The sequence below is a fragment of the Starkeya sp. ORNL1 genome (assembly GCF_012971745.1).
In the GTDB taxonomy this organism is placed as follows: domain Bacteria; phylum Pseudomonadota; class Alphaproteobacteria; order Rhizobiales; family Xanthobacteraceae; genus Ancylobacter.
On the sequence record NZ_CP048834.1, the window covers coordinates 2,644,639 to 2,656,989 of the forward strand.

At 65.8% G+C, this 12,351-nt stretch carries 11 protein-coding genes; 8 read left to right on the top strand and 3 right to left on the bottom strand.

Features of this window, described 5'->3' with window-relative positions; genetic code table 11:
• The first annotated feature begins 56 nt into the window (after positions 1-56).
• The 6 genes from G3545_RS12705 to pcaD all read left to right on the top strand — a co-directional run bounded on the left by G3545_RS12705 (position 57) and on the right by pcaD (position 7,672).
• The gene (locus tag G3545_RS12705) at positions 57-1,142 is read left to right on the top strand and encodes a PD40 domain-containing protein (protein ID WP_170013081.1); all 1,086 of its coding nucleotides are present in this window, start codon (positions 57-59) and stop codon (positions 1,140-1,142) included.
• A 73-nt stretch (positions 1,143-1,215) separates the two neighbouring features.
• Entirely contained in the window at positions 1,216-2,133 is a 918-nt protein-coding gene (locus tag G3545_RS12710) for an ABC transporter permease (RefSeq protein ID WP_170018060.1), read from the top strand.
• 8 nt (positions 2,134-2,141) lie between these two features.
• The gene (locus G3545_RS12715; RefSeq protein WP_170013083.1) at positions 2,142-3,062 is read left to right on the top strand and encodes an ABC transporter permease; all 921 of its coding nucleotides are present in this window, start codon (positions 2,142-2,144) and stop codon (positions 3,060-3,062) included.
• A complete protein-coding gene (locus G3545_RS12720; RefSeq protein ID WP_170013085.1) occupies positions 3,055-4,692 on the top strand; it encodes an ABC transporter ATP-binding protein in 1,638 nt (545 codons plus the stop codon). The genes G3545_RS12715 and G3545_RS12720 overlap by 8 nt, the downstream gene beginning before the upstream one ends.
• 68 nt (positions 4,693-4,760) lie before the next feature.
• A complete protein-coding gene (locus G3545_RS12725; protein WP_170013087.1) occupies positions 4,761-6,890 on the top strand; it encodes an alpha-amylase family protein in 2,130 nt (709 codons plus the stop codon).
• Between the two features lie 5 nt (positions 6,891-6,895).
• The gene (gene pcaD, locus G3545_RS12730) at positions 6,896-7,672 is read left to right on the top strand and encodes a 3-oxoadipate enol-lactonase (protein WP_170013089.1); all 777 of its coding nucleotides are present in this window, start codon (positions 6,896-6,898) and stop codon (positions 7,670-7,672) included.
• Between the two features lie 13 nt (positions 7,673-7,685).
• Here the strand turns inward: pcaD and G3545_RS12735 are convergent, their stop codons facing one another.
• The 3 genes from G3545_RS12735 to G3545_RS12745 form a co-directional block, all read right to left on the bottom strand.
• Positions 7,686-8,702 (bottom strand): aldo/keto reductase, encoded by a 1,017-nt coding sequence (locus G3545_RS12735; protein WP_246702812.1) that lies wholly within the window; start codon positions 8,700-8,702, stop codon positions 7,686-7,688.
• Positions 8,703-8,774: 72 nt separating this feature from the next.
• Positions 8,775-9,671 (bottom strand): 3-keto-5-aminohexanoate cleavage protein, encoded by an 897-nt coding sequence (locus G3545_RS12740; RefSeq protein ID WP_170013091.1) that lies wholly within the window; start codon positions 9,669-9,671, stop codon positions 8,775-8,777.
• Positions 9,672-9,848: 177 nt separating this feature from the next.
• Positions 9,849-10,541 carry a GntR family transcriptional regulator gene (locus G3545_RS12745; protein WP_170013093.1) on the bottom strand — a complete coding sequence of 231 codons (693 nt, stop codon included), beginning with the start codon at positions 10,539-10,541 and terminating at the stop codon, positions 9,849-9,851.
• Positions 10,542-10,799: 258 nt separating this feature from the next.
• Here G3545_RS12745 and G3545_RS12750 point away from each other — a divergent pair, with 258 nt between their 5' ends.
• Together G3545_RS12750 and G3545_RS12755 are read left to right on the top strand one after the other, a co-directional pair.
• Entirely contained in the window at positions 10,800-11,783 is a 984-nt protein-coding gene (locus G3545_RS12750; protein WP_170013095.1) for a tripartite tricarboxylate transporter substrate binding protein, read from the top strand.
• A 14-nt stretch (positions 11,784-11,797) separates the two neighbouring features.
• Positions 11,798-12,322, top strand: coding sequence for a tripartite tricarboxylate transporter TctB family protein (locus G3545_RS12755; RefSeq protein ID WP_170013097.1), 525 nt, complete (start codon positions 11,798-11,800; stop codon positions 12,320-12,322).
• Positions 12,323-12,351: the final 29 nt, after the last annotated feature.

Below are 12,351 nucleotides of genomic sequence, written 5' to 3' on the forward strand. Positions count from 1 at the left end.
CGCGGCCGCCCTCCCCGAGCTGCCGTGATCGACAATCCGCCGAGAGAGGAAGACCCATGCCTATCTTCAAGTGGGACAATGCTCCCTATGAGGGCGAGCACATCTTCGACAATCCGCCGCCTTTCCATCAGGGATTGTGCAAATACGGGGCGCGTCCCTACTGGTCGCCGGACGGCAAGCGCATCGCCTTCGTCGAGAAGGCCTATGGCGACGTGCACGAGATCGACCTCGATACCCGGCAGATCCGCAACCTCACCGGCGCGAACGGCGAACACCACTCGTTCCTGCGCGTGCTATTCCTGCGCAATGGCGACTATCTGCTGATCGGGCCGAAGCAGTTCAAGCATCACCACGTCAGCCGCTACGTGGAATCCGAGCTCTGGTACATGGACAAGGATGCCAGCGCGCCGCCGCGCCCGCTCGGCCTGACCTTCTTCGAGGGCATCGGCGTCTCCGCCATCGCCGACCGCATCACCTATTCGCGCCATGGCGAGCACGATCCGCGGCTCGGCACCATCGAGGACTTCGAGTGCTACGTGACCGAGCTGGACTACGGCCCGAACGGCGCCGAGCTCGGCGCCACCCGGCCGATCTACCGCTCGCCCACCGGGCTGCGCCGGCCGGAGCCGCAGGACTTCCGTAACAACGACACCGAGGTCGTCATGGCCGAATATATCGGCCCGCGCGATCGCAGCACGACGTGGCGGACGCAGACCCGCGGCATCGACCTCAAGACGCTGGACGTGCGCACCTATATTGACGAGCCGCTGACCCATAACGAGCCGGAAGGCATCTTCCCGAACCACGAGCACATCTGCCTCGAATCCTCATGCGACTTCGTGGACCAGTTCCCGCCGATCGATCTGTGGAAGCTGAAGCTCGACGGTTCAAGCCGCCGCGTGCGCATGACCCGCATGTTCGACCGCGCACCCTGGCGCGCCAGCAATTCGAATGTCAGCCCGGACGGCAAATGGCTGGCCTTCATGGTCAACACCTATACCAGCGAGCCTGGCTTCGGCATGGGCATCGGCCTCCTCGACCTCGAGGCGTGGGAGCAAAGCGAATACGCCCAGCAATGGGAAACGCCGGCCGAGCGCGCCGAGCTGCGCAAGAAGACGGGTGAGTACGCCGAGACCAAATGAGACGAGGGTGCCTCGCGCGGTCCGGTCCGCGCGGGGGCACCCAATGTCCCGACAGAACATTCCGGAGGCGACCATGGGCGGCTACGTCACGAACCGAATGCTCCATAGCGCCATCTCGATGATGGGGCTGATCATCCTCGTCTTCTTTCTGGCGCGGCTGACGGGCAATCCGACCGACCTCTATCTGCCGATCGACGCGCCCGCGGATGTGCGCGCCGCCTTCTCCCATGCCAACGGCTTCGACCAGCCGCTGCTGGTGCAGTTCCAGCACTTCCTCACCAATCTGGTGCAGCTCAATTTCGGCAATTCGCTGCGACTGGAGCGGCCGGCGCTGGATCTCGTGCTGCAGGCATTCCCGACCTCGCTGATGCTTGCCGCCACCGCCATGACACTGGCGCTGGTGATCGCCATCGTCGCCGGCTCGCTCGCCGCGCGCAGCCCCAACGGCGTGCTCGACCGTTTCGTCAACATGATCTCGCTGGCGGGCGCCAGCCTGCCGAACTTCTGGCTGGCTTTGGTCAGCGTGCTGGTGTTCGCGGTGTGGCTGCGCTGGCTGCCGACCTCCGGCACCGGCGGGTTGGCCTACTGGATATTGCCGGTCGTGGTGCTGGCGGTGCGGCCCTGCGGCCTGCTGGCCCAGGTGGTGCGCGGGGCGATGATCAGCGCGCTGTCCTCGGCCTATGTGAAGACGGCGCGGGCCAAGGGCGTGCGCAAGCGCATCATCGTGTTCGTCCATGCGCTGCGCAACGCCATGCTGCCGATCATTACCGTCGCCGGCGACCAGGCCTCGGGCATGATCAATGGCGCGGTGGTGATCGAGATGATCTTCGGCTTTCCGGGCATCGGCCGGCTGATGATGGAATCGATCCAGTACCGCGACTTCGCGGTGATCCAGGCCGGCGTGATCGTCACCGCCGCCGCCATCTTCCTGCTCAACATCGTGATCGACCTCGCTTACGCGCTGCTCGATCCACGCATCAAGCACGCGTGAGGGTGGAAATGACCATGACGGCTCCCTCCCTCGCAGTGGCCGAACCCTCAGCCTGGCGCCAGTCGCTCGGCCTGTTGTGGCGCGACAAGTTCGCCTTCGTCGCCGTGCTGTTCCTGATCCTGGTGGTGCTCGCCGCCTGCTTCGGGCCCTGGCTGTTCGGCGCTACCGCGACCAAGATCAACCTGCTGGCGCGCAACGCGCCGCCGCTGTCGACGCAGCTCGGCTGGCATTATGTGCTCGGCGCGGATTCGCTCGGCCGCTCCATCCTCGCCCGCATCATCGTCGGCGCGCAGAACACCATGATGCTGGCCGGCTGCTCGGTCATCGCCGCGCTGCTGATCGGCTCGCTGCTCGGATTTGTTGCCGGCTATCGGAACGACTGGACCGGCAGCATCATCATGCGCCTCGCCGACATATTGATGAGCTTCCCGTCGCTGCTGCTGGCGATGATCGTGCTCTATGTGCTCACGCCTGGTGTCGCCAACGTCATACTGGTGCTCGCCATCACCCGCATCCCGATCTATCTGCGCACCACCCGCGCCGAGGTGCTGGAGATCCGCGAGCGCACCTTTGTAGTCGCGGCGCGGGTCATGGGTGCCTCCCCCTGGCGCATCGTGTGGAAGCACATCCGCCCCACGGTGACGCCGACGCTGGTGACCATCGCGACGCTGGAATTCGCCTTCGTGATGCTGTCCGAATCGAGTCTCAGCTTCCTCGGCCTCGGCATTCAGGCGCCGGAATTCACCTGGGGCGCGATGGTGGCGCAGGGCCAGAGCTATCTCGGCACCGCCTGGTGGGTCGCCTTCTGGCCCGGCCTCGCCATCACCCTCACCGCCATGTCGCTCAACCTACTCGCCAACTGGGTGCGGATCGTCACCGATCCGGTGCAGCGCTGGCGGCTCGAATCCAGGAAGCCCGCCAATGGCTGAGGACAATGGTCATCTCGTCGAGGTCCGCAACCTCTCGGTCGAGTTCCACACCAAGGGCGGCGTGGTGCCGGCGGTGCGCGATGTCTCCTGGCACATCGATCGCGGCGAGACGCTCGCCATTCTCGGCGAGAGTGGCTCGGGCAAGAGCGTCAGTTCCTCGGCGCTGATGGGGCTTATCGACATTCCGCCGGGTCGGATCACCTCGGGCGAAGTGCTCTATTGCGGCGAGGACCTGCTCAAGGTCTCGCCGGAGCGCCAACGCGAGATCAACGGCTCGCGCATCGCCATGGTGTTCCAGGACACGCTGGCGGCGCTGAACCCGGTCTACCAGATCGGCTGGCAGGTGGCGGAGACGTTCCGCTCGCACGGCGTGGCGCGCACCACCGCCAATGAGAAGGCGCTGGAGTTGCTGGAGCGCGTCGGCCTGCCCAATGCCGCGGCGCGCTTCGGCGACTATCCGCACCAATTCTCCGGCGGCCAGCGCCAGCGCATCATGATCGCGATGGCGATCGCGCTGAACCCGGACCTCTTGATCGCCGACGAGCCGACCACCGCGCTCGACGTCACCGTGCAGGCGCGCATCCTGCGATTGCTCAAGGACCTGCAGCGCGAGCGCGGCATGGGCCTGCTCATGATCACCCACGATCTCGGCATCGTCGCCGGCATGGCCGACCGCGTCGCCATCATGAATGGCGGGCGCATCGTCGAGACCGGCACGGTGAAAGAGGTGTTCGAGACCCCGCAGCACCCCTATACGCGCAGCTTGCTCGACGCCGTCCCCGGACGGCACGGCTTCCCGGCGACGGCAGAACGCGCCGCGGAGATAGAGCCGCTCTTGAGGGTCGAGACCCTCTCGAAGGAATATGCCAGCGCCGCGAGCCTGTTCCGGCCGGCAAAGCCGCCTGTCCTGGCGCTCAACGGCGTGTCCTTCACGCTCGGGCGCGGCGAGACGCTGGGCATTGTCGGCGAGTCCGGCTCCGGCAAGTCGACACTGGTGCGTACGCTGATCGGATTGGAAGAGGCGACCAATGGCGACGCTTTCTATCGCGGCCAGAGCCTGATCCACACCACTCCCGACGGCCGCGACTTTGCGCGCCGCCAGATCCAGATGGTGTTCCAGGATCCGACCGCCTCGCTCAATCCGCGCATGAGCGTGATGGAGATCATTTCCGAACCCTGGGCGATCCACCGCGATGTGCTGCCGCGCCAGCTCTGGAAGGAGCGGGTCGGCGACCTGCTGGAACAGGTCGGGCTGTTGCGCGAGCACGCCGCGCGCTTCCCGCACCAATTCTCGGGCGGCCAGCGCCAGCGCATCGCCATTGCCCGCGCCTTGGCGCTGAAGCCGGAGATCATCATCTGCGACGAGGCGGTGTCCTCGCTCGACGTCTCGGTGCAGGCACAGGTCATCGCGCTGCTGAAGAACCTGAAGGACGAGTTCGGCCTGTCCTATCTCTTCATCGCCCACGACCTGCCGGTGGTGCGCAGCTTCGCCGACCGGGTGCTGGTGATGCACAAGGGCACCATCGTCGAGCAAGGCCCGACCCGGCAGATCTTCACCGACCCGCAGCACCCCTACACCCGCGAGCTGCTCAGCTCCGACCCGATCCTCAGCACGAGCGTCGCCGCCTAGCCGGCGCCGCTCACCCGTCCACTTTCCACGCCCGTCGCGCGGGCGGCCGCAGAACCATGGGTAATCGCATGACGTCTCATATCGATCACAGCTGGCTGAAGCAGGCGCTCGTCATGATCATGACGCTGCGCGAAGGCGATGCGGCGACCTGGGATGTCGAGAAGATGGCGGAGTTCGCCAAGTCCTTCTCGCTCGACGCTCTCGGCTTCTCGGTCGGCGGCATCGTCGCCTTCTATCCGACGCAGGTGAAGCACCACCCGCGCGCCGCCACACTGGGAGATCGCGACCTGCCGGCCGAAATGATCGCGGCCTTGAAGACGCGCGGCATCCGCCCGATCGCCCGCATCGATCCCTCCATGGCCTCGCGCCAGCTCTATGAGGAGCGGCCGGAATGGTTCGTGCAGGACAAGACCGGCGCGCCGGTCTCGGTGCACGGGCATTTCATCACCTGCCCGAATGGCGGCTATTACCGCGACTTCATGATGCGCGTCGTCGAGGAGATGCTGACGCGCTACCCGTTCGACGGCCTCTGGGCCAATGCCGCGCAGTTCTCGCCCTGGCACACGCCGCGCTGCCATTGCGCGGCCTGCCAGTCCAAGTTCCGCGCCCGCACCGGCAAGGCGATCCCGGAGGAGAACTGGGGCGACGAGACCTGGCGCCAGTACAATGAATGGCGCTACGAGTGCATCGCCGAGTGGAACGCCGAGGTGCAGGCGCTCAAGACCCGCGTGCGCCCGGAATGCGCCTGGATCCCGCTCAGCCAGGTTGCCGAATCCTGGGACCATTCGCGCGTCGGTGGCTGGGACCTCGACTACACCGAGCCGCACCAGGACGGCATCGTGCTCGAGGCGCAGCGCCGCTACACCAACATGTTCTGGCCGGGCCTGGAGGCGCGCTACATGCGCGAACTCGCCCCCGGCAAGGGCGGCGGCATCACCGTGAGCTACTTCCTGCCGTGGTGGCGCTTCTACAGCGTGCCGGCGGCGGAGAACCAGATGTGGGCCGGCCAGATCATGGCGCAGGGCGTGATGCCCTGGCTCCATGTCACCGGCTATCAGGAGCGCCATTTCGACCGGCGCGGCCTTGACAGCCTGCGCACCTTGTTCGCGCGCTTCCGCGCCAACCGCGACACCTATCTCGGCAACCGCTCGGCCGCGGAAGTGGCGCTGGTGTTCTCGCGGCACAGCCTCGACAATTTCGGCCACCAGGACCCGACCGGACGCTATCTCGACCATTTCCGCGGCGCCTACAACGCGATGATGGACCAGCGCATCCCGTTCGACATCGTCTCGGGACACCGCATCACCGCGGAGACGCTGGCGCGCTACCGCACCATCATGCTGCCCAATGCTGCCTGCCTGTCGGAAGCTGCGCTCGCCGCGCTGGAGGGCTTCGTGAAGGACGGCGGCCTCGTCGTTTCGACCTATCGCTCCGGCGATTTCGACGAGCTCGGCCATCCCCACGCCGAGCCATTGCTGCACCGGCTCGCCGGCGTGACGCAGACCGGCGTGACCTGGAAGGGCCTGCGCGCGGCCTACGCCGCCATCCGCGATCCGGCTGACCCGCTGCTCGCCGGCTTCGACGGCACCGACCTCCTGCCGGTCGCCGGCGACATCGTGTTCGTGCGCACGTCCGATGGCGAGCAGCGCGTCGCCCCGATCACCCTGATCCCGCCGGTCGAGGGCGAGGTCGGCAGCGGCATCAGCGTGCCGGAGTTCAACGTCATCGAGCACGTCACCGACTATCCGATGGTGATCGATCGTGCCTCGGGGTCAGGACGCGTCATCCACTTCCCCTGGCAACCGGACCTGATCGGCTTCCGCTACGGGCTGCGCGACCTGTTCCAGCTGATCGGCAATGCGGTGAAGAGCGCGTCCGGTTGGAGTGATGTGGTGCGGGTCCACGGCCCCGGCCTCGTCGACGTCACCGTGCTGGAGCGCAACGACCGGCTGGTGGTCTCGCTGGTGAACTTCTCCTCGCCCGGCAGCTTCAACACCGGGCAGCGCCGCATCATCCAGGAACTGGTACCACTGCACGCTCTGGCGCTGGAGGTGCGCGCGCCCGAGGGCTTCACCGGCAACGCGGCGCGGCTGGTCTTTGCCGAACGCGACGTGCCGGTGGAACGGCGCGGCGATTATCTCCACCTCACGCTGCCGCGGCTCGACGCCATGGAAACCATCGAGTTCAGGATCGGCTGACGCCTATGCCGTTCTGCCCGATGGAAGGCTGGAGCCTTCATTACACCGTCGAGGGCGAGGCCGGCGCGCCCGCCCTCATCCTCTCCAATTCGCTGGCCGCCGACATCTCGATGTGGGACCGGCAGGCGCCGCGCTGGGCGACGCGCTTCCGCGTGGTGCGCTACGACCAGCGCGGCCACGGCCGCAGCAGCGCGACCGGCGGCGACTATTCCATCGACATTTTAGGGCACGACGTGATCGCGCTGATGGACCACCTCGGCATCGCGCGTGCCGACTGGTGCGGCATTTCGATGGGCGGCATGACCGGGATGTGGCTCGCCATGCACGCGCCCGAACGGATGCGGCGGCTGGTGCTGGCCAACACCGCGGCCCACATGCCACCGCGCGAATTGTGGGACGAGCGCATCGCCACGGCCCGCACGCGCGGCATGGAAGCGCTCGCCACGCCGACGGTGGAGCGCTGGTTCCCTGCCGGGTTCCGCGCGCGGGAGCCCGACATCGTGGCCGGCATTCGCGCGGTGGTGGCGGCAACGCCGGTGGACGGCTATGCCGGCTGCTGCGCCGCGATCCGCGACCTCGATCTGCGCGACGGGCTCGCCGCGATCCAGCACCCGGCACTCGTCATTGTCGGCGACAAGGACCCGTCGACGCCGCCGGCCGCCGGCGAGTTCATCCATGCGCGCATCCCCGGGGCGCTCATCGCCCGGCTCGATGCCGCGCATATGTCGAATGTCGAGCGGCCGAACGAGTTTGCCAGCCTGATCGAGGCATTCCTCGAATAGCCCAGGTGGCACATCAATCGATGGAGCGGCCCAAGACCGGGAACTTCGGATCGACCGCATTGGGAGTGGCACTCCCTCCCCGCGGCACGATCCGGTCGATCGCCGCTTCATCCTCGGAGGTCCAGTCGACCTCCATCGCCTTCCGGTAGCTCTGCCATTGCTCCATGGTCCGGGGGCCGACAATGGCGGAGGTGATGTTCCGGTTGGCCAGCACCCAGGCGATGGCAAAGGCTGTCGGCTCGACGCCGCGCGAGGCGGCATAGGCGGCGACCCGCGCGGCGGCTTCCACCATCTCCGGCCGATAGGCGGATTCCAGGATGCGTCGGTCGCCGACCGCAACGCGACTGTCCGCAGGCGGCGGGGCGTCGAGGCTGTATTTGCCGGATAGAATGCCCCGCGCGGTCGGGCTGTACACGGCAACGCCGATGCCGAGATGGGCGCAGGCCGGCAGCAACTCGACTTCGATCGCGCGATCCAGTGCGTGATAGAGCGGCTGCGCCACCACCGGACGGCCGATGCCCTCTTCATCGCAAAGCGCGCACAGCACGGCGATCCGCCAGGCGCTGTGGTTCGACACTCCGAAATAGCGAATGGCGCCGTCGCGCTGCAATTGCGCGAGCGCGCGGACCGTCTCTTCCATCGGGGTCTCGGCATCCTCGGTGTGAAGATAGAGAATGTCGATGAAGTCGGTCTTCAGCCGCCTGAGGCTCTGATGGACCTCATGAAGCATCCATTTGCGCGAAAGCCCGCCATCATTCTTCCCAGGCCCGTTGCGATTGGCGACCTTGGTGGCGAGGATCCATGAACTGCGGTTGCCGGAGATCGCGGCACCGACGATCTCTTCCGAACGCCCGCCCGCATAGGTGTCGGCGGTATCGAGGAAATTCACCCCGGCATCCGCAGCGGCGGCGATGATGCGCAGCGATTCCGCCTCATCCGTGCGGGCGCCGAAATTCATTGCACCAAGCACGAGGCGCGAGGCAACGAGGCCGCTTCGCCCAAGCCGGCGCGCCGGCATTTCGACAGCCATGACGGCTCCTGCGGGGTGTCCGGAGAATACCGCCACGCCGGATGTTGCCGGCGCGGCGATGTGTCGGGAGACCTATTGCGCGGCGCTCGCCACGGCGCGCGGCTGCGCCGGCATGTTGAGCATCTGCCGCAGTTCGGCCGGAGTCGCGATCTCGCGATCCATGTCGCGCGCCATGTTGGCGATGCGATGGGTCAGCTCGGCATTGGTCGGGCAGCCGAGCTCCGGATACTGGTAGTCGCCGAGGCCGGGCGCCACGTGCTGGCCGTGCGCGATGGCAACCGCCGCCATCGGGAAGATGTTGGCGTACTTGCTGCACACGCACCATTGCAGCCGATCGTTCGACGGCTCGGCATGGAAGAAGGCGCGCAAGCCGTCCGGCGTCGCATCGTGGCCGGCGATGAGGTCGCCGCCGCTCAGCGGAATGATGGCAAGCGCCGGCGAATCCAAGAGGCCGAGATCAAGGAAGACGCCGGCGGTGCGCATGAAGGAGACGTTCCACAGGCCGAGGCTCGGCTTGACGCCGATCTCCTTCATGATGTTGGCGAAATACATGCAGCTCTCGATGGTGTTGGCGTAGAGCTGCTTGGTGGTCTCGAACTGCATGGTCGGGCGATCGAACTTGTCCATGTTCGTCGAGCCGATATCGATGGTCGCGATGTCGGGCATCGCCGCCTCGACATGCTTGATGCGGGTCTTGGCATCACCCTCGAGATACACATTGCCAAGCGTGGTGTGGATCAGGATATCGCAGCGCTCGCGGATCTTGTGGGTGATCTCGGCATAGACTTCCGGGCTGTGGCTCTTCTCGCCGTTCGGGCCGCGGGCGTGGACATGCACCAGATTGGCGCCGGCCTGGTAGCATTCATAAGCATCGTCGGCGATCTCGTCGGGCGTATAGGGGATGTTGTTGTTCGGTCCCCGCATTTCCCATTCGTTCAGCCGGACATTGATGATGAGCTTCTTCTTCACGGGCGATCCTCCTGATCTTGCTTGAGCTGGCTCGTGTGAAACTGGCGTCTGCGCTCTTGTCTCGTTGCGGCGAAGCCAAAAGGACGCGAGACGCATTGTCAACAAGATTTGTCCTTTATCGGCCTACGCGTGCATATGGAGCCGCATACGCGCCAATTTTGTTGACAAAGTACGCTCTCAGACGAAGCCAGCCTGGGTGATGGCATCGTCGACGCCGGCCGATTCGTCGAACGGGGTGGCGATGAAGCGCTTGCGCGCAGCCGCGATGTGCCGGCGCATCAGCACCTCGGCCAGTTCCTCGTCGCCGTCCTGGATCGCCTCGACGATGCGCTGGTGATCGCGATAGGACTTCATCTGGCCGGGCACGTGCGCGGTCTTGAACCGGCACAGGCGGATCAGCGAATAGAGGTCGCCGCACAGCAATTGCTGGAGCCGTGCCGATTTGCTGCCTTCCGCGATGCGGAAGTGAAAGTCGGCGTCGCCGAACACCAGCGGATAGGCGTCACCGCGCAGTCCGGTGTTGAGATCGGCCTCCAGCAGCGCGTAGAGCCCGTCAACCTCGTCTTTGGACATGTTGCGGGCGGCGAGCCGCGCCGCCAGCCCCTCCAGCAGCTCGCGCATCTCGTAAAGCTCGAGCAGCGCCTTGCGCGAGAGCGACACCACCCGCACGCCGGCATGGGCGGCACGCACCACGAGCCCGCGCCCTTCAAGGCGACGCAGAGCTTCGCGCAGCGGGCCGCGGCTAACGCCGAAACGTTGCGCCAGCACTTCCTCGCCGAGCTTCGAGCCCATCGGCAACTGGCCGCTGACAATGTCGTTCTCGATGGCGGCGAAGATGCGGTCGACATGGGTTCCGATCGAACCGACCATCTCTATTGTTGACAAAATTTTTCAACTCCGCCGTAATGACGACACCTGATGTGCGCCATACCTAACAATACCAACGATATTTGATCCGTACAAGGCGCCGATGTCGTTGGGAGAATTGGCCACCGGACATATTTTGTTGACAAAAAGCGGGAAACCAACGGCAGTCTTTGCAGCCGTCCGAGCCCGCGACTCACGCCAATGAGCCGGCAAACGAATATGCGCGCCGCGAAAGAGCGGGCCGAAATGGGAGAAACGAGCATGTTGAGTGGCAGAAGAGCCATCCTGGCGTTCACCGCCATGTTCAGCCTTGGGCTGGGCCTCGCCGGGACAGCTTCCGCGCAGGACGCCAAATACCCGGCTTATCCGGTCAAGACCGTCACGCTGCTCAGCAGTTCGGGACCCGGCGGCGGCGGCGACGTGTTCCTGCGCCAGTTGGTGAAGGTGCTGGGTCCGCGCTGGGGCATCAATCTCGTGGTCGAGAATGTCACCGGCGGCGGTGGCACCAATGCGATACGCCGCATCATGGACGGGCCGAAGGATGGCTCGCTGCTTTATGGCGGCAATACCCAGCACATCATCACCTCGGTGCTCAGCACGCCGCCCTTCACCTTGAAGGACCTGCAGCCGATCGCGAACGTGCTCGTCGATGCCCCGGTGTTCTATGTGCGCACCGACAGCCCGTTCAAGACGCTCGGCGACGTCGTCGATTATGCGCGCAAGAATCCCGGCAAGCTGAAGTTCGGCTCCGCCACCGCCTCCTCGCCGGACCGCATGGCGGTGGAGACGTTCAAGCGCCTCAACAAGCTTGAGATGGTGGTGGCGACGCACGACAGCGGCGGCCAGTTGCTGATCAGCGTGCTCAGCGGCGCGGTCGATGCGGGCACCTCGGATATCCAGGAAGTCGCCTCGCAGGTCGAAGCCGGCAAGGTGCGCATCCTCGCCGCGCTCACCCAGCAGCGTATCCCGGGCTACGAGAACATCCCCACCGCGCAGGAACAGGGCACGGATGTCGTGGTCAACCAGTTCCGCGGCATCGTCGGCGCCAAGGGCCTGCCGCCCGAAGTCGTCACGGCTTGGGAACAGGCCATCAAGCTAGTGCTGCAGGACCCCGAGTACAAGGCGCAGCTCGTCAAGAACGGCCAGCTTCCCGCCTATTGGGATGCCAAGCAATATGACGAGGTGACGAATAAGTACGCCGCGGATCTCACCAGCTTCTTCAAGCAGATCGGGCTTCTCAAGTAGAGGATTGCGGCGAGATGCTTAAGGACATCATCAGCGGTGGCGTGCTCTTCACCCTGTCGGTCGGCTATTATGTCGTCGCGACGCACTTTCCGACCAGCGCGCTCGACACCAGCGTGACCGCGTCGGCCTTCCCCGAGCTCATCGGCATGATCGGTGCGTTCTTCTCGGTGCTGCTGATCGCGCAGGCGGTGTGGCGGGCTTCGGCCCAGCAGGCCACGGCCGGCGCCAAGGACGACGAGGGCCCCAGCGCCCTCGCCGATTGGCCCAAGCACCGCGCGGCCCTTGGGCTGCTGGTGATCGTGGCGCTGTTCCTGCTGGCGCTCGGCACCTTCGGCTACCCGGTGGCGCTCGCCTTCCTGATCTTCGCCGTGGTGACCTACCAGGGTATTCCGCTGACCTGGAAGTCGGTGACCGCCTCCATCTGCGGTGCACTGCTGTTCTGGCTGTTCTTCGTGCAGTTCCTCGGCATCCACATGCCGGTCGGCTTCTGGGAACGCCTGAGCGACCTCACGCCGCTCACGCTGACGATGTCCGTCTGAGCCGGCAGGGCCAGGTGCCCTGCCGATCC

Excerpts from the sequence above, each read along its gene's own strand:
- G3545_RS12750 (WP_170013095.1), top strand. The coding sequence starts at position 10,800 with ATGTTGAGTGGCAGAAGAGCCATCCTGGCGTTCACCGCCATGTTCAGC.
- pcaD (WP_170013089.1), top strand. The coding sequence starts at position 6,896 with ATGCCGTTCTGCCCGATGGAAGGCTGGAGCCTTCATTACACCGTCGAG.
- G3545_RS12745 (WP_170013093.1), bottom strand. The coding sequence starts at position 10,541 with ATGGTCGGTTCGATCGGAACCCATGTCGACCGCATCTTCGCCGCCATC.
- G3545_RS12705 (WP_170013081.1), top strand. The coding sequence starts at position 57 with ATGCCTATCTTCAAGTGGGACAATGCTCCCTATGAGGGCGAGCACATC.
- G3545_RS12755 (WP_170013097.1), top strand. The coding sequence starts at position 11,798 with ATGCTTAAGGACATCATCAGCGGTGGCGTGCTCTTCACCCTGTCGGTC.
- G3545_RS12710 (WP_170018060.1), top strand. The coding sequence starts at position 1,216 with ATGGGCGGCTACGTCACGAACCGAATGCTCCATAGCGCCATCTCGATG.
- G3545_RS12715 (WP_170013083.1), top strand. The coding sequence starts at position 2,142 with ATGACCATGACGGCTCCCTCCCTCGCAGTGGCCGAACCCTCAGCCTGG.
- G3545_RS12720 (WP_170013085.1), top strand. The coding sequence starts at position 3,055 with ATGGCTGAGGACAATGGTCATCTCGTCGAGGTCCGCAACCTCTCGGTC.
- G3545_RS12725 (WP_170013087.1), top strand. The coding sequence starts at position 4,761 with ATGACGTCTCATATCGATCACAGCTGGCTGAAGCAGGCGCTCGTCATG.
- G3545_RS12735 (WP_246702812.1), bottom strand. The coding sequence starts at position 8,702 with ATGGCTGTCGAAATGCCGGCGCGCCGGCTTGGGCGAAGCGGCCTCGTT.